This window comes from Kitasatospora acidiphila, assembly GCF_006636205.1.
Classification (GTDB): Bacteria; Actinomycetota; Actinomycetes; order Streptomycetales; family Streptomycetaceae; genus Kitasatospora; species Kitasatospora acidiphila.
Map to the genome: position 1 here is coordinate 1,695,575 of NZ_VIGB01000003.1, position 15,644 is coordinate 1,711,218.

Annotated in this window: 15 protein-coding genes; 12 read left to right on the top strand and 3 right to left on the bottom strand. The window is 72.3% G+C overall.

Annotated features, from left to right (window positions below):
* The first annotated feature begins 506 nt into the window (after window positions 1–506).
* The 5 genes from E6W39_RS08575 (at window position 507) to E6W39_RS39135 (ending at window position 5,435) form a co-directional block, all read left to right on the top strand.
* Window positions 507–2,309, top strand: a complete 1,803-nt coding sequence (locus E6W39_RS08575) for a putative Ig domain-containing protein (RefSeq protein WP_456152137.1) — start codon at window positions 507–509, stop codon at window positions 2,307–2,309.
* Between the two features lie 115 nt (window positions 2,310–2,424).
* Window positions 2,425–3,117 carry a response regulator transcription factor gene (locus E6W39_RS08580; RefSeq protein ID WP_323808994.1) on the top strand — a complete coding sequence of 231 codons (693 nt, stop codon included), beginning with the start codon at window positions 2,425–2,427 and terminating at the stop codon, window positions 3,115–3,117.
* A complete protein-coding gene (locus E6W39_RS41130; protein ID WP_228718030.1) occupies window positions 3,114–4,703 on the top strand; it encodes a sensor histidine kinase in 1,590 nt (529 codons plus the stop codon). Before E6W39_RS08580 ends, E6W39_RS41130 begins: the two co-directional genes overlap by 4 nt.
* Window positions 4,704–4,839: 136 nt before the next feature.
* Window positions 4,840–5,235 carry a hypothetical protein gene (locus tag E6W39_RS08595; protein ID WP_141633020.1) on the top strand — a complete coding sequence of 132 codons (396 nt, stop codon included), beginning with the start codon at window positions 4,840–4,842 and terminating at the stop codon, window positions 5,233–5,235.
* Window positions 5,236–5,267: 32 nt separating this feature from the next.
* Window positions 5,268–5,435: a hypothetical protein gene (locus E6W39_RS39135; RefSeq protein WP_181799160.1), complete on the top strand. Its 168-nt coding sequence runs from the start codon at window positions 5,268–5,270 to the stop codon at window positions 5,433–5,435.
* 76 nt (window positions 5,436–5,511) lie between these two features.
* On the opposite strand, the gene E6W39_RS08600 is transcribed toward E6W39_RS39135, so the two are convergent.
* Window positions 5,512–5,811: a hypothetical protein gene (locus tag E6W39_RS08600; RefSeq protein ID WP_141633021.1), complete on the bottom strand. Its 300-nt coding sequence runs from the start codon at window positions 5,809–5,811 to the stop codon at window positions 5,512–5,514.
* Between the two features lie 447 nt (window positions 5,812–6,258).
* On the opposite strand from E6W39_RS08600, the gene E6W39_RS08610 reads away from it, so the two are divergent.
* The 6 genes from E6W39_RS08610 (at window position 6,259) to E6W39_RS08635 (ending at window position 10,676) form a co-directional block, all read left to right on the top strand.
* The gene (locus tag E6W39_RS08610; protein WP_228718031.1) at window positions 6,259–6,732 is read left to right on the top strand and encodes a cysteine dioxygenase; all 474 of its coding nucleotides are present in this window, start codon (window positions 6,259–6,261) and stop codon (window positions 6,730–6,732) included.
* Window positions 6,726–7,127 carry a rhodanese-like domain-containing protein gene (locus tag E6W39_RS08615; RefSeq protein ID WP_141633023.1) on the top strand — a complete coding sequence of 134 codons (402 nt, stop codon included), beginning with the start codon at window positions 6,726–6,728 and terminating at the stop codon, window positions 7,125–7,127. Before E6W39_RS08610 ends, E6W39_RS08615 begins: the two co-directional genes overlap by 7 nt.
* 161 nt (window positions 7,128–7,288) lie before the next feature.
* Window positions 7,289–8,362 carry an ABC transporter ATP-binding protein gene (locus tag E6W39_RS08620; RefSeq protein WP_141633024.1) on the top strand — a complete coding sequence of 358 codons (1,074 nt, stop codon included), beginning with the start codon at window positions 7,289–7,291 and terminating at the stop codon, window positions 8,360–8,362.
* Window positions 8,352–9,020 (top strand): ABC transporter permease, encoded by a 669-nt coding sequence (locus E6W39_RS08625; protein ID WP_101383527.1) that lies wholly within the window; start codon window positions 8,352–8,354, stop codon window positions 9,018–9,020. The genes E6W39_RS08620 and E6W39_RS08625 overlap by 11 nt, the downstream gene beginning before the upstream one ends.
* Window positions 9,017–9,688, top strand: a complete 672-nt coding sequence (locus E6W39_RS08630) for an ABC transporter permease (RefSeq protein WP_141633025.1) — start codon at window positions 9,017–9,019, stop codon at window positions 9,686–9,688. The genes E6W39_RS08625 and E6W39_RS08630 overlap by 4 nt, the downstream gene beginning before the upstream one ends.
* 97 nt (window positions 9,689–9,785) lie before the next feature.
* Entirely contained in the window at window positions 9,786–10,676 is an 891-nt protein-coding gene (locus tag E6W39_RS08635) for an ABC transporter substrate-binding protein (protein WP_141633026.1), read from the top strand.
* A gap of 111 nt (window positions 10,677–10,787) precedes the next feature.
* Here E6W39_RS08635 and E6W39_RS41135 read toward each other — a convergent pair whose 3' ends face one another.
* Window positions 10,788–11,657: an aggregation-promoting factor C-terminal-like domain-containing protein gene (locus tag E6W39_RS41135; RefSeq protein ID WP_228718032.1), complete on the bottom strand. Its 870-nt coding sequence runs from the start codon at window positions 11,655–11,657 to the stop codon at window positions 10,788–10,790.
* A gap of 688 nt (window positions 11,658–12,345) precedes the next feature.
* Here E6W39_RS41135 and E6W39_RS08650 point away from each other — a divergent pair.
* Window positions 12,346–14,127, top strand: coding sequence for a carbohydrate binding domain-containing protein (locus tag E6W39_RS08650; protein WP_141633027.1), 1,782 nt, complete (start codon window positions 12,346–12,348; stop codon window positions 14,125–14,127).
* Window positions 14,128–14,206: 79 nt separating this feature from the next.
* On the opposite strand, the gene E6W39_RS08655 is transcribed toward E6W39_RS08650, so the two are convergent.
* The gene (locus E6W39_RS08655) at window positions 14,207–15,622 is read right to left on the bottom strand and encodes an FAD-binding oxidoreductase (RefSeq protein WP_141633028.1); all 1,416 of its coding nucleotides are present in this window, start codon (window positions 15,620–15,622) and stop codon (window positions 14,207–14,209) included.
* Between the last annotated feature and the right edge of the window lie 22 nt (window positions 15,623–15,644).

The following is a 15,644-nucleotide window of genomic DNA, read 5'->3' on the forward strand; positions in this document are numbered from 1 at the left end:
CACACCGGTCGGGCGATCACCGACGATCCGTGAAAACCCCCACTGATCAGCAAAGTTGAGGATTTCGGGCAGATAACGGATCCCCCAGCCACCTTGCCGCCACAACTTCGGGCACCCTAACCTCGACCCCGCATCGGCCCACCCCCTCCGGGCCGATGCGGGGCTTTTTGTCGGGCGCTTCCTGTCACGTCCATGACAGCGTCCCCACCGGGAAGCGGCCAGGCCCCGCCCCCACTGACCAGCGCGCGAACTCCCCATGCCCGCACGGCACTCTGCACCCGTGCGCGGCCACCGAGCCACTCGACGACCCCCACGGAGGGTTCACCTTGCGCACTCACTCCCCCAGCCGGTCAGGCCTGCGTGCCCTGACGGCGTTACTGCCGGCCGCCGCACTCGGCGTCTTCGGCCTGATCGCCCCCACCGCCCAGGCCGCGGGCGCCACCGCCCCGGCGAGCAGCCACGTCGCCGTCAAGCGGGCCTGTGCCACCCCGACCCACCCGGGCCAGATGGCCTGCCTCGCGCTGGCCAGGACCGACCTGGTCCAGCCGCACACCCTGGCGCCGAACGCCACCCCGTCCGGCTTCGGCCCCAGCGACCTGCAGAGCGCCTACAAGCTGTCGAGCAACGGCGGCGCCGGCCAGACCGTCGCGATCGTCGACGCCATGGACGACCCGAACGCCGAGTCCGACCTGGCCGCCTACCGCTCGCAGTACGGCCTGCCCGCCTGCACCACCGCCAACGGCTGCTTCAAGAAGATCGACCAGAACGGCGGCACCAGCTACCCGACCGCCGACAGCGGCTGGGCCGGCGAGATCTCGCTCGACCTCGACATGGTCTCCGCCGTCGCCCCCGGCGCCCACATCCTGCTGGTCGAGGCCACCTCGGCGAACATGAGCGACCTCGGCACCGCCGTCAACCAGGCCGTCGCCCAGGGCGCCAAGTTCGTCTCCAACAGCTACGGCGGCTCCGAGGACTCGACCGACACCAGCTCGGACAGCCAGTACTTCAACCACCCGGGCGTGGCGATCACCGTCTCGGCCGGCGACTCGGCCTACGGCGCCGAGTACCCGGCCGCCTCGCAGTACGTCACCTCGGTCGGCGGCACCGCGCTCACCCGGGACTCCAGCGCCCGTGGCTGGAGCGAGTCGGTGTGGTCCACCAGCTCCACCGAGGGCACCGGCTCCGGCTGCTCGGCCTACGACCCCAAGCCGAGCTGGCAGACCGACAGCGGCTGCGCCAAGCGCACCATCTCCGACGTCTCCGCGGTCGCCGACCCGGCCACCGGCGTGGCCGTCTACCAGACCTACGGCGGCTCGGGCTGGAACGTCTACGGCGGCACCAGCGCCTCCTCCCCGATCATCGCCTCCGTCTACGCCGACGCCGGCACCCCGGGCTCCGGTGACTACCCCGCCAAGTACCCGTACGCGCACACCAGCGCGCTCAACGACGTGACCAGCGGCAGCAACGGCACCTGCTCGCCGTCCTACCTGTGCACCGCCGGCCCCGGCTACGACGGCCCGACCGGCCTCGGCACCCCGAACGGCACCGCCGCCTTCACCGCGGGCGGCAGCACCGGCGGCAACACCGTCACCGTGACCAGCCCGGGCAACCAGTCCACCGCCGTCGGCGGCCCGGCCAGCCTGCAGGTCAAGGCCACCGACTCCGCCTCCGGCCAGACCCTGACCTACTCGGCCAGCGGCCTGCCCACCGGCCTGTCCATCAGCTCCTCCGGGCTGATCAGCGGCACCGCCACCACCGCCGGCACCTACAACGTCACGGTCACCGCCAAGGACGCCACCGGTGCCACTGGCAGCGCCTCGTTCACCTGGACCGTCACCGGCTCCGGCGGCACCTGCACCGGCGGCGGCCAGCTGCTCGGCAACCCGGGCTTCGAGACCGGCACCGCGTCGCCGTGGACCGCCTCCTCCGGCGTGCTCGACAACTCCAGCGGCGAGCCGGCGCACAGCGGCTCCTGGAAGGCCTGGCTGGACGGCTACGGCACCACCCACACCGACACCCTGTCGCAGACCGTCACCATCCCGGCCGGCTGCAAGGCCACCTTCAGCTTCTGGCTGCACATCGACACCGCCGAGACCGGCAGCACCGCCTACGACAAGCTGACGGTCCAGGCCAACTCGACCACCCTGGCCACCTACTCCAACGTCAACGCCAACACCGGCTACGTGCAGAAGAGCTTCGACCTCTCCGCCTTCGCCGGCCGGAGCGTGACGCTGAAGTTCACCGGCACCGAGGACTCCTCGCTGCAGACCAGCTTCGTGATCGACGACACCGCGCTCAACGCCTCCTGATCCAGCGCCGTTTCGAGGGGGCCGTGGCCACGTGCCACGGCCCCCTTGGACGTTCCTGAGAGAACTCTCATCCGGGCATGTCACCGTGTGTTCCCGCAGAGGGATGGAGGGACGCATGGCCGGATCGGTGCTGGTGGTGGACGACGACGCCACGATCCGCCGCTCGCTGGAACGCGGGCTGCGGCTCAGCGGTTTCGCGGTGCGCTCGGCGGCGGGCGGCCGGGACGCCCTGGAGTCGATCGCGGCCGCGCCGCCGGACGTGCTGGTGCTGGACGTCTCGATGCCCGACCTGAGCGGCACCGAGGTCTGCCGGCGGCTGCGCGAGCAGGACTGCGACCTCCCGGTGCTGATGCTCTCAGCGCTGGACGAACTGGCCGACCGGGTGGCCGGGTTGCAGGCCGGCGCCGACGACTACCTGGTCAAGCCGTTCGCCCTGGAGGAGTTGGTGCTGCGCCTGCACGCGCTGCTGCGGCGCCGACCGCCGACCGGCAGCGGGGTGCTGCGGACCGGGCCGCTGACCCTCGACCCGGGCACCCGCGAAGTCCACCTGGACGGCGTCCGACTGCACCTGACCAGGCGCGAGTTCGAGCTGCTCGAGCAACTCGCCCGCAATGCCGGCCTGGTACTCACCCGCGACCAGCTGCTGGACCGGGTCTGGGGCTACGACTTCGAGGTGCGCACCGACGCGGTCGACACCTTCATCAGCTATCTGCGGCGCAAGTTGGAGCAGGGCGGCCGCGAACGCCTGATCCACACGGTGCGCGGGGTCGGGTTCGTGCTGCGGATACCGGCGGACGGCGCCCGATGAGGCTCGCCACCCGGATCGCCCTCTGGTCCGCACTGCTGCTGGTGGTGCTGGTGCTGGGAGCCGGCGCGCTGCTGCTCGGCCTGGTCACCCACGACCTGCGGGCCGAGCAGGACACCAAGCTGCAGGAGCGGGCCCAGGCGGTGCTGCCCAACGCCCGGGCCCTGCTCACCGCCGACCGCCAGGGCCGCAGCCAGGCGGCGCAGAACCAGCACCGACTGCTGCTGGAAGCCGCCCTGGACGTCGGCGTCCTGGTTGTGGACGCCCAGGGCCAGCCGGTCTCCAGCGGCGGGCCGATGCCGACCGCGCTGCCCGCCGCCGACACCGCCGGCAAGCCGGTGACGGTGCGCTCCGACGGGCGCAGCTGGCGGGTGCTGGCCCGCCCGCTGGCCGGCGCCAGCTCGGGCACGCTGTGGGTGGCGGCGCCCGCCTCGGCGGCCGACGGGCAGGTGAACGCGGTGCGCGGGCGGATCATCCTGGTCGCGGTGCTGGCCGCGCCGCTCTCCGGCCTGCTCGCCTTCGGCCTGGCCCGCCGCGCCACCGCACCGCTCAGCCGGCTCGGCCGACAGGCCGCCGCGCTGGATCCGGCGGCCGGTGCGGCCGGCTTCGCGCACCGGCGCAGCGGGATCGGCGAGGTGGACGAGCTGGCCGCGGCCCTGGAGGGCGCGCTGGCCCGCTACGACCAGCAGGCCGCGCGCACCGCCCAGGCGCTGGAGACCGCGCGGTCGTTCTCCGCCGCCGCCTCCCATGAGCTGCGCACCCCGCTGATGGGACTGCAGACCAACCTGGACGTGCTGGCCGGCCACCCCGACCTGCCCGCCGAGGAGCGCGCCGAGATCCTGGCCGACCTGCGCGACGACCACCGGCGGCTGCTCGACCTGCTCACGGCGCTGCGCACGCTGGCCCGTGGCGACCTGGTCGAGGACGAGGCGTTCGAGCCGGTGGAGTTGGCGGAGCCGCTGTCCGCGGCGGTGGCCGAGCTGCGGCGACGGCACCCGGCGGTGGTGGTCACCGTGGCGCCCTCGGTGACGGAGGACGGGGGCGCGGGTGCGGGTGCGGGCGGCGGCTCGGCTGGCGGCAGCGGGTTCGCGGGCGGCGGCGGGTCGGCGGACAGCGGGTCGGCAAGTGGTGGGCTGGCGGGCGGCGGCGGGTTCGCGGGCGGCGGTGAGCTACGGGTCTTCGGCTGGGAGGCGGGGCTGCGGATCGTCTGCGACAACCTGCTGGCCAATGCCGCCGTGCACGGCCACCGGCCCGGCGAGCCCGCCCGGGTCACCGTCGGGCTGCGCCGGGTGGGCGAGCAGGCGGTGCTGACCGTGGACGACGACGGGCCCGGGGTGCCGGTGGCCGAGCGGGCTGCCGTCTTCGACCGGTTCCACCGCCGGGCGGGCAGCCCGGGCTCCGGGCTCGGTCTGACCCTGGTGGCGCAGCAGGTGACGCTGCACCGGGGCACGGTCACCGTCGACACACCGCCCGGCGGGCGCGGCTGCCGGTTCGAGGTGCGGCTGCCACTGGTGCAGCCGGACGCGCCGACGCTGCCGCTGCCGGCCCGCCGGGAGTGGATCAGCGCCTCCGGGCCGGCCATCCCATGACGCATCCCGAGACGCATGCCGTGACTCCTGCCGCGACTCCTGTCGTGACTCACAAGGAATCCACAAAGAGGGTCTCTAACGTGCGGGTCAGTCGGGCGGACCACCGCCCGAGCACCCCACGTCCGGAGGTTCTGCCATGCTCTCCTACCGCAAGGCCGGCGCCGCCATCGGTGCCCTCGCCCTCGGCGGCACGCTGCTCGCCGCTGCCGCCCCGGCCCAGGCCGCGACCACTGCCACCGCCCCGAAGAGCGACGGCGCCAAGGGCATCTGCAAGCGCCTGCCGCAGACCGAGCAGCGGATCCAGCGCGCCCTGGACCGCCTGAACGGCCCGGCGACCGAGAACGGTTCGATCGCGCGCCTGCAGCAGCGGGTCGACGACGCCCAGAAGGCCGGCCACACCGCCGTCTACACCTACCTCAACGACCGTCTGACGTACCGCAAGAGCCTGGTGCCGACGCTGACCACCCGCCAGAACGACCTGACCGCGGTGGCCACTTGGTGCAGCGGCCAGGGCCTGGGCGCCTCCAAGTGAGGCGGGCGGTTGCGGCGGCTGCGGTCGCGCTGGTGGCCGTACTGGCCCTGAGCGCATGCGGTGGCTCGTCCGGCAGCGCCAGCGCGCCACCGACCGTTTCGCAGTCCGGCGATCCCCAACTGGGCGGCATGCAGCAGAAGGTGGACGCGGCCGAGAGCGCAGCCGCCGCTGCCGAGTCGGATGCCGCGCAGAACAACTGAACACACCGACTGGCACGCCATCAGCTCCCTGACTCAACTCTTGAGCCAGGGAGCTTTTTTGCTACGTGGCGGTCCGTCAGATATTGATGGAGCCGTCGATGGACGGGAGTTGGATCACCGGCCCGTTGAACGTGGCGTTGCCGCCGACCACGTTGACCACCATGCCCTGCTTGACCTCCTGCGCCCAGCGGTTGAGCTCCTCGGCGAGCGCCGGGTCCTGTGCGCCGCGCTGGAGCAGGGTGGCGATGAGCACGCCGACCTGCTGCTCGTCGGCCGGGTCGGCCTCGGCGTCGAGCAGCGCCTTCAGCCGCTCCCAGTTGCCGGCCGCCCGGGCCGCAGCGGTGACGGCTTCGATTACTCCAGCCTCGATGTCCATGGCCCCCGGCATGTTGATGTCTTCAGCCGGCCGCAACGCTACCGGACGTGCTCCTGCTCACCGGCATGTTCGGCTTGACGACCCGGTGGGCGATCAACCACTATCTCGGGCATGGAGCACGGCACCGTCCTCGTCTGCCGCCTGCACGTCGATCTGCGACGCCAGGCGAGCGACATGTGTGCCCGCTGAGCAGCTGAGCCTGCCTTTCCCGCGCACCGCCCGGTAGCGCTGCACCGCTGAACGCCGGTGCCCACTGAACGCCGGTGCCCGCTGAACACCAGTGATCGCCGAACGCCAGTGATCGCCGAACGCCGGGTGCAGTGTTCGCCGCCCTCCCGTGCCGTGTCACGTCCGCTCGTGCCGTGTCACACCCGCTGATCCCAGCGCCGTTCGCGTGTGTCGCCACCTGCCCGCTCGCCGCCTGACTCCCTCCCGCCGAGGATGCCCATGACTACCGAGCTCACCACGCACCTCTCCCCCGCCGCCCTGCGCGGCCTCGTCACCGAGCTGGCCGACCGCCCGGCCGAGTGGATCCACCTGGTCCGGCTGGCCACCGAGGAACGCTGGTACCAGCGGCTGAGGCTGACCGAGGATCACGAGGTGTGGCTGATCAGCTGGCTGCCCGGCCAGTCCACCGGTTTCCACGACCACGGCGGGGCGCGCGGCGCGTTCGCCGTGGCGCTGGGCGAGTTGGAGGAGCTGTCGCTCGGCGCCCCGGACGGCGCGCTGCACACCCGTCGGCTGCCGGCCGGCGCGGTCCGCGCGTTCGGCCCCGACTACCTGCACGACGTGCGCAACACCGCCAACGGCCCGGCGGTCACGCTGCACGCCTACTCGCCGCCGCTGACCGGCATGACCCGTTACGAACTGCGGGCCGACGGCCTGCACACGACCGCCGTGGAAGGACCTGAGCAATGGTGACGACCGTCGAAGACCTGGTGGCGCGCGCCCGCGCGGGCGTGCACCGCCCCGATCCGCAGCAGGCGCACGCCTCCCAGCAGGCCGGCGCGCTGCTGGTGGACATCCGTCCGGTGCAGCAGCGGGCCTTGGAGGGCCAGATCCCGGGCGCCCTGGTGATCGAGCGCAACGTGCTGGAGTGGCGGCTGGATCCGGCCGGCAGCCACCGGATCGCGCAGGCCACCGGCTATGACGTCGAGGTGGTGCTGGTCTGCTCCGAGGGCTGGGCGTCCAGCCTGGCGGCGGCCACCCTGCGGGAGCTCGGCCTGCACCGGGCGACCGACCTGGACGGCGGTTTCCAGGCCTGGGCGGCGGCCGGTCTGCCCACCGAACCGGGTCCCGGACCCCTCGGAATCTGACGATCCCACAGGTCCCTCGGCGTGTCAGATGCGTCACCGATCGCCGTCGAGGGTTTCCCTTGGTGCTGACACGGGCAGGCAGCACTGATGTCCGCCCTCACAGCGCAACAGCACGCAGTACGCACACCGGTGCCCCCGGCACCCCGGCCAGGAACTGTCACGTGATCAGATTCGACGGCGCTGCCAAACGCCACCCGGACGGCACCCTCGCCGTCGAGGGGCTCGACCTCACCGTGCCCGCCGGCCAGACGACCGTACTGGTGGGCCCGTCCGGTTGCGGCAAGACCACCATCCTGCGGATGGTCAACCGGATGGTCGAGCCGACCGCGGGCCGGGTGCTGCTGGACGGGACGGACGTCGCCCAGCTGGACGCGGCCAAGCTGCGCCGCGGCATCGGCTACGTGATCCAGCAGGCCGGGCTGTTCCCGCACCGGCGGGTGGTGGACAACATCGCCACCGTGCCCTACCTGCTGGGCTGGGACCGCAAGCGGGCCCGGACCCGCGCGATGGAGCTGCTGGAGCTGGTCGGCCTGGCCCCGGAGACCGCCCGCCGCTACCCGTTCCAGCTCTCCGGCGGCCAGCAGCAGCGGGTCGGCGTGGCGCGGGCGCTCGCCGCCGACCCGCCGCTGCTGCTGATGGACGAGCCGTTCAGCGCCGTCGACCCGGTGGTGCGCTCCGGTCTCCAGGAGGAGTTGCTGCGGCTGCAGGCCGAGTTGAACAAGACGGTGCTCTTCGTGACGCATGACATCGAGGAGGCGGTCCGGCTCGGCGACCAGATCGTGGTGCTGCGCGAGCACGGCCGGATCGCCCAGGTGGCCGACCCGGCCACGCTGCTCGCCGCGCCCGCCGACGAGCAGGTGGCGGCCTTCCTCGGCCGCGACCGGGGGCTGCGCGGGCTGGCGCTGCGCCCGGCGGAGGGCATCGCGCTGCTGGCCGCGGACACCCCCCTGGACGGCTGGACCCTGACGGTGGATCCGGAAGGACGGCCGACCGGCTGGCAGGGGCCGGCGGAAACGATCCGCCAGGTCGCCGTCTTCCGACCCGGCGCGGACACCCTGCGCACCGCCCTGGACAGCGCCGTGCTCTCGCCGGCCCGGGTCGCGGTCGCCGTCGACCAGGCCGGCCGGGTGATCGGGGTGGCCCTGCGCGCCGCCGTGCTGGAGGCCCTGGACGCGGCCGGCCCGGACGCCACCGCCGCCGGGATAACGGCCACGGGGGTGGCCGATGGACGGTGAGCCCCTGGTCCGCTGGCACTGGGTCGGCACCCACCTCGGCTATCTGCGCGGCCTGCTGCTCGACCATGCGGTGATCTCGCTGCTCCCGGTGCTGTTCGGGCTGCTGATCGCGCTGCCGCTGGGTCTGCTCTGCGTGCGGTTCCCGCGGCTCTACCAGCCGCTGGCCGCCGTCTTCAACGTGATCTACGCGCTGCCCGCACTGGCCGTCTTCGTGGTGCTGATCCCCTACACCGGGCTGGCCACCCAGGCGACCGTGATGATCCCGCTGACCTGCTACTCACTCGCGGTGCTGCTGCCCACCACGGTGGACGGGCTGCGCTCCGTGCCCGAGCCGGTGCGCCAGGCGGCCACCGCGCTCGGGTACGGGCCGTGGCGGCGGCTGGCGGCCGTGGAGCTGCCGACGGCCGTGCCGTACCTGGTGGCCGGACTGCGGGTGGCGGCCGTCTCCAGCATCTCGCTGGCCAGCGTCGGTGCGCTGGTCGGGCGCGGCGGGCTCGGCTACCTCTTCATGGACGGCTTCCAGCGCACCTTCCCGACCCCGATCGTGGCCGGGATCGTGCTGGTCACAGCCCTGGCACTGGTCACCGACGCGGTGCTGCTGCTCGCCCGGGAGCTGCTGGCCCCCTGGGCGCGGCGGGAATCGGTGGTGGGACGGTGAACCTCCTCTCCTGGCTCTCCCAGTTCTTCAGCGACCCGGACCGGCGGCACGGCCCCGACTCGATAGTCCACCGGGTCGGCGAACACCTGCTGTTCTCCGGGGAGGCCCTGGGCTGGGCGGTGCTGCTGGCCGTGCCGCTGGGCCTGCTGCTCGGCTACACCGGCAAGGCCGCCGGACTCGTGACGGCACTGAGCGGGGCCGCCCGGGCACTGCCGACCCTGGGCCTGGTGACGCTCGCGGTGCTGGTCGCCGGGGTCGGCGACACCGCCGTACTGGTACCGCTGGTGGCACTGGCCGCGCCGGTGCTGCTGGTGGCGGCCTGCGAGGGCGTCCGCTCCACCGACCCCGACCTGCGGGACGCCGCGCGCGGCATCGGGCTGACCCACCGCCAGGTGCTCTGGCAGGTCTGCATCCCCTGGGCGCTGCCCACGCTGCTGGCCGGCCTGCGCACCGCCGCCGTGCAGGTCATCGCCACCGCCACCGTGGCGTCCTACGTCGGCCTCGGCGGACTGGGCAGCTACGTGGTCGGCGGGCTGGCCACCCGCGACTACGCGCAGACCATAGGCGGTGCGCTGCTCGTGGTGCTGCTGGCCGTGGCCACCCAGCTGCTGTTCGCGCTGCTGATCCGCTACGCGCTGCCCGCCGGGCTGCGGCGGGCGCGCGACTGACAGTTCGTTCCGTTCGCCCCGTTCGTGCGCCCGGTTCGGCCGGTTCGCTTGCTCGCTCCGTTCGTTCGCTTCGTTCGCCTCCCGAAAGGACCTTCCGATGTCGCGTGCACTCTCCGTCGCCGCCGTCGCCGCTGCCGCCGCACTGGCGCTGACCGCCTGCTCGAGTTCGTCGAGCAACCCGCTCGGCAGTTCCGGCAGTTCCAGCAGAGTGACCATCGGCTCCGCCAACTTCCCGGAGAACGTCCTGCTCGCGTCGATCTACTCGCAGGCGTTGCAGGCCAAGGGCATCAAGGTGGACGAGAAGTTCAACATCGGCAGTCGCGAGGTGCTCTACGGCCAGATCAAGGACGGGAGCCTGGCGATACTGCCCGAGTACAACGGCGCGCTGCTCGCCTACCTGGATCCCAAGTCGACCGCCGCGACCACCGACGACGTCAACGCGGCGCTGGCCAAGGAGCTCCCGAGCTCATTGGGGATCCTCAACTCGGCTTCTGCTGAGGACAAGGACTCGTTGACGGTCAGCAAGGCGACCGCCGACAAGGACAACCTGAAGACCATCGCCGATCTCGCCCCGCTCGCCGGGCAGTTCACCATAGGCGGGCAGCCGGAGTTCAAGTCCCGCCGGGAGCAGCAGTTCAAGGACGCCTACGGGCTGAACTTCAAGGAGTGGAAGCCGACTGCGGACACCACCGCCAACGCGATCAAGGACGGCACGCTGCAGGTCGGTGACGTCTTCACCACCGATCCGCGGATCGTCTCGCTCGGGCTGGTCGCGCTGACCGACCCGAAGAACGTCTTCGGCGCGCAGAACGTGACCCCGCTGATCAACAAGAGCAAGGTGAACGACACCGAGACCGGGGTGCTGAACGCCGTCTCGGCGAAGCTGGACACGGCCGGGCTCACCGCGCTGATGAAGCGGGTCTCGGTGGACAAGGACGACCCGTCGGCGGTGGCCAAGGACTGGGTGAAGAGCAACGGGCTGGGCTGACCACCGGCAGCACAGACGGCACTGCCCCGGGCGGAGGGTTCCGTCCGGGGCAGTGCCGTGCTGTATCAGCCTGGTCCAGCGGCCTGGCTCGGCCTGGCTCGGCTTGTCGGCTTAGTACCAGTGGTGGGCCTGCCACCAGGTCCAGGCGCCGTTCGGGCTGCCGTAGCGCTCGTTCATGTAGTTCAGGGTCCACTTGATCTGGGTCACCGGGTTGGTGCGCCAGTCGGCACCGGCGGAGGCCATCTTGCTCGCGGGCAGCGCCTGGCCCAGGCCGTAGGAGCCGGAGGACGGGTTGACCGCCAGGTAGTTCCAGCTGCTCTCGTCGCTGACCACCTGGTTGAACGAGGCCCACTGGTTGGCCGGGACCATGCTCTGGGCCAGCGCGCGCAGGCCGCTCGGGCTGGTGTCGGTGGCCACCTGCGCAACCGGCTGGGGAGCGGGCTGCGGGGCCGGCTGCGGCGCGGGCTGCGGAGCCGGCTGGGGAGCGGGCTGCGGGGCCGGCTGCGGGGCGGGCTGCGGGGCCGGCTGCGGGGCGGGCTGCGCGGGGGCGGCCGGCTGCGGGGCCGGGGCCGGCTGCGGGGCCGGGGCCTGCTGCGGGGCCGGGGCCTGCTGCTGGGGCGCGGCGGCCGGAGCGGCGGGCTTGGCCTGCGCCGGGGCGTGGTAGGGCGCGGTGCTCAGGGTGTTGGCGTGCTGGGTGCCGTGCTGCTGCAGGTACGGAGCGTTCTCCAGCTTGCCGGTGTCACCGGCGGCGGCCATCGAGGTCGAGCCGGAGGGCAGGTCCTTGGCGGAGAAGGCCAGGGTCGCACCGTGCTGCGCGGCGGCAGCGGCGGCGGGGTGCGAGGCGGCGGCCGACGCCGGGGTGGCGGCGTCGGAGGGGAGCGCGAAGGCCACGGCGGAGGCGGCGACGGCGGCGGTCAGGCCGGCGGAGGCGAGAACCACGGAGGATCGCTGCCGCACGATGGTCATAAGGGCGCTGCGCATACTGCTGGTACCTCGTTCGGTGTTGCTGGTCCCGGGCGCACGGCAGCGGCGCGGCGCGAGGCCGCACGCATGCTGCGAAGGCGCGTCGGTGACCGTGGGACACCCCGGAGTCGGTCGGTGTCCGGACGGAGCGCTCCACCTCTGAACTCGGCACCGGATGGGGCTGAACCGTTCAGCCCGGTGCAGGCGGCGCGCTTGGCGACTCGTCCAGGTTTAACGTGGCCCGCCGTGGGGCAGCAAGCAGCGCTACTACGACGGTCGGTAGGAGGAGCGGTGCGGACCGCCGGTCCGACCGCTCAGCCGGGGTGCGGCTGCCTACGACCCTCCGTCGTAGGCGTGAAACGCCTGTGGGGATGCTCACCAGCCCGGCGGTGATTCGTATACATTCCGTGCCCGCCCCAGCACGGCCCGCCCGCGCTGCCGCCTGATTTCGGCCGACCCACTGATGGGCCTCGATCCGGCGGGCCGGGAGGTCTCGGACTGGCAGGCCACTGCGCCTCGGGCCGGCGGGCCAATGAGTCTCGAACTGTTAGGACTCTTGACAGATAACTGGTCTAGTCCAACGATAAGACCCGCTCCCCGACCCGCCCTGCCGCGCACCGACCGACCGACGCTTCGGCGCCGGTCGTCGCCGTGCGCCGATTCCCGTACGTGCGCCACTCCTCCTCCCCCACACGCTGGAGCACTGATGCGACTTCAGAGATCGTTCCAGGCGGTACTGACCGTCGGCGCCACGCTGGCGGCGTCGGCTGGCCTGCTGGTCGGCGCCCCCACCGCCGCCCATGCCGCTGGTGCCGTCACTGCCGCCGCCGGCACGCCGCTGCCCGCGCGCGTCTTCGCCCCCTACTACGAGGCCTACACGCCTGGCAGCCTCTCCGGCCAGGCCACCCAGTCCGGCAACAAGTACCTGAGCATGGCCTTCGTCCAGGCCGCCACCAAGGGCTCCTGCTCCGTCTACTGGGACGGCGACACCTCGACCCCGATCGCCACGTCCTCGTTCGGCAGCGACATCGCGAGCCTCCAGGCGTCCGGCGGAAATGCGATCCCGTCCTTCGGCGGCTACGCGGCCGACAACGGCGGCACCGAGATCGCCGACAGCTGCACCGACGTCAACCAGATCGCGGCCGCCTACGAGTCGGTGATCACCACCTACAACGTCAGCCGCATCGACCTGGACACCGAGGACAACTCGCTGACCAACAGCGCCGGCATCGACCGCCGCAACAAGGCGGTCAAGCTGGTCGAGGACTGGGCGGCGGCGAACGGGCGCAACGTCCAGTTCTCCTACACCCTGCCGACCACCACCAGCGGTCTGGCGGCCGGCGGCCTCAACGTGCTGAAGAACGCGGTCAGCAACAACGCGCGCATCGACGTCGTCAACATCATGACGTTCGACTACTACGACGGCGCCACCCATGAGATGGCCGCCGACGCGGAGAACGCGGCCGGCGGCCTCTACCGCCAGCTGGCCCAGCTCTACCCGGGCAAGTCGGCCGCGCAGCTGTGGGGTTCGATCGGCATCACCCTGATGCCGGGCGTCGACGACTACGGCACCGCTGAGACCACCACCGTCGCCGACGCGCAGAACGTGCAGAGCTGGGCCACCTCCAAGGGCGTCAACACCCTTGCCTTCTGGGCCCTGCAGCGTGACAACAGCAGCTGCGCGGTGGGCACCGCGGGCTCCGACACCTGCTCCGGAATAGCCCAGAGCACCTGGGACTTCAGCCACGCGCTGGAGCCCTTCACCTCCTCCGGCGGCGGCACCACCGGCAACGACTTCGCACTGAGCGACTCGCCGGCGTCCGGCTCGGTCCAGGCGGGCTCCAGCACCACGGCCACGGTGAGCACGTCGGTCACCTCCGGCTCCGCGCAGAGCGTCGCGCTCTCCGTCTCCGGCGCGCCGGCCGGCGTCACCGCCGCGATCAGCCCCAGCAGCGTCACCGCAGGCGGCACCGCCACCCTGAGCATCTCCGTCGCTTCCGGTGTGGCGCCCGGCAGTTACCCGCTCACCATCACGGGTGCGGCCGCCTCCGGCAGCCACAGCGCCGGCTACACCCTCAACGTCACCAGCACCGGCGGTGGCGGTGGCGGCTCCCTGGTGAACGGCGGCTTCGAGACCGGCAGCCTCAGCCCCTGGACCTGCCAGAGCGGCGGCGCGGTGGTCAGCACCCCGGTGCACTCCGGCAGCCACGCACTGCAGGTAGCGCCGACCTCGAACCAGACCGGCGAGTGCGACCAGACCGTCACTCTGCAGCCCAACCACGCCTACACGCTGACCGGTTGGGTCCAGGGCAACTACGCGTACCTCGGGGTCAGCGGCGGCGCCACCGGCTCCAGCTGGGCCTCCGGCAGCGGCTGGACCAAGCTGACCGTCCCGTTCACCACCAACGCCTCGGGCACCGTCACCGTGTACCTGCACGGCTGGTACAGCCAAAGCGACGTCTACGGCGACGACTTCGCGATCAACTGACGCGTCGTCGTCTGCTTCCGTTGGTTTCGTGAGCTTTCCGGGGCCGCCGACCCGTTGGGTGGTCGGCGGCCCCGGTGCGTCAACCGGGTAGCAGTTTGCCGGGGTTCATGATGCCCAGTGGGTCGAGGGCCGCCTTCACGGTGTGCAGCAGTTCAAGTTCGAGCGGCTCCCGGGCCACCGCCAGTGCCTCGCGCTTGAGCACGCCGATGCCGTGCTCCGCGCTGATCGAGCCGTGGCGTTCGGCAACCACTCGATAGACCAACTCCGATACCCTGGCAGCCCGTTCGGGTCGGGTCAGGACATTGAGGTGGATGTTGCCGTCGCCGACGTGCCCGAAGGCGTTGACCCGGACGCCAGGAAAGGCCACCGCCAACTCCCGTTCGGTGTCGGCCAGGAACGCGGCGATCGCGCCGAGCGGCACGCTGACGTCGTGCTTGATCGCGCCGCCGGCCCGCTTCTCGGCCTCCGGCAGCGCCTCGCGCAGTGCCCACAGCGCCCGCGCCTGCGGGCGGTCCAGCGCGGGGACCGCATCGGTGACCAGCCCCAGCCGGGTGGCCTCGGCGAGGAAGGACTCCAACTGGGCGGCCAACCCAGCGCCGTCCCTCGTCGCGGTGGCCTCGACCAGCAGATACCAGGGGTGCGGGCGGGTGAACGGGTCCTTCGGTGCAGGGAGTTGGTCAGGCAGGTGGCTGAGCAGCAGGTCCATCCCGGTTCGGCCGAACAGCTCCAGGGCGGTGAGCCGGTCCTCGAACCACTCGCGGGCCAGCGCGAAGAGCGTTGTGAGCACGGTCGGTTCGGGCAGGGCGAGCAGGGCGACCGCGTGGTGCCGGGGGCGCGGCACCAACCGCACGGTGGCGGCGGTGACCACGCCCAAGGTGCCCTCGGATCCGATCAGCAGCTGCTTGAGGTCGTAGCCGGTGTTGTCCTTGCGCAGGCTGCGCAGGCCGTGCCAGATCCGGCCGTCAGGAAGCACCGCCTCCAGGCCCAGCACCAGCTCGCGGGTCATCCCGTACCGCAGCACATTGCTGCCGCCGGCATTGGTGGCGATCGCGCCGCCGAGCCGGGCACTGCCCTCGGAGGCCAGCCGCAGCGGAAAGAGCAAGCCGACTTCCTCGGCGGCCCGCTGAACATCCGTCAACACGCACCCGGCCTCTGCGGTGAGTGCGAAGTCGGCCTGGTCGACGCTGCGAATTCGGTCCAACTTCTGTACGCTCAGTACCAGTTGGGCTTCATCACCGAGCGGGATCGCGCCGCCGACCAGTCCCGTGCCGCCCGCGAACGGCACCACCGGCACCCGATGGCGGGCACAGATTCGGATTGCCGCGGCCACCTCGGCGGTGCTGCGCGGTCGCAGCACCGCCGCCGGCCGGGCCGGCAGCAGGCCGCGCTCGTCCCGGACGAAACCGGCCGCCGGATCGCCCGGCGCCAGCACAGCGGTCGGGCCGAGGGCGTCCCTGAGCTCGGCAATGGCGGCAGGCAGATCACCAGGCGTCATACGGACAACGGTATCCCCAGGT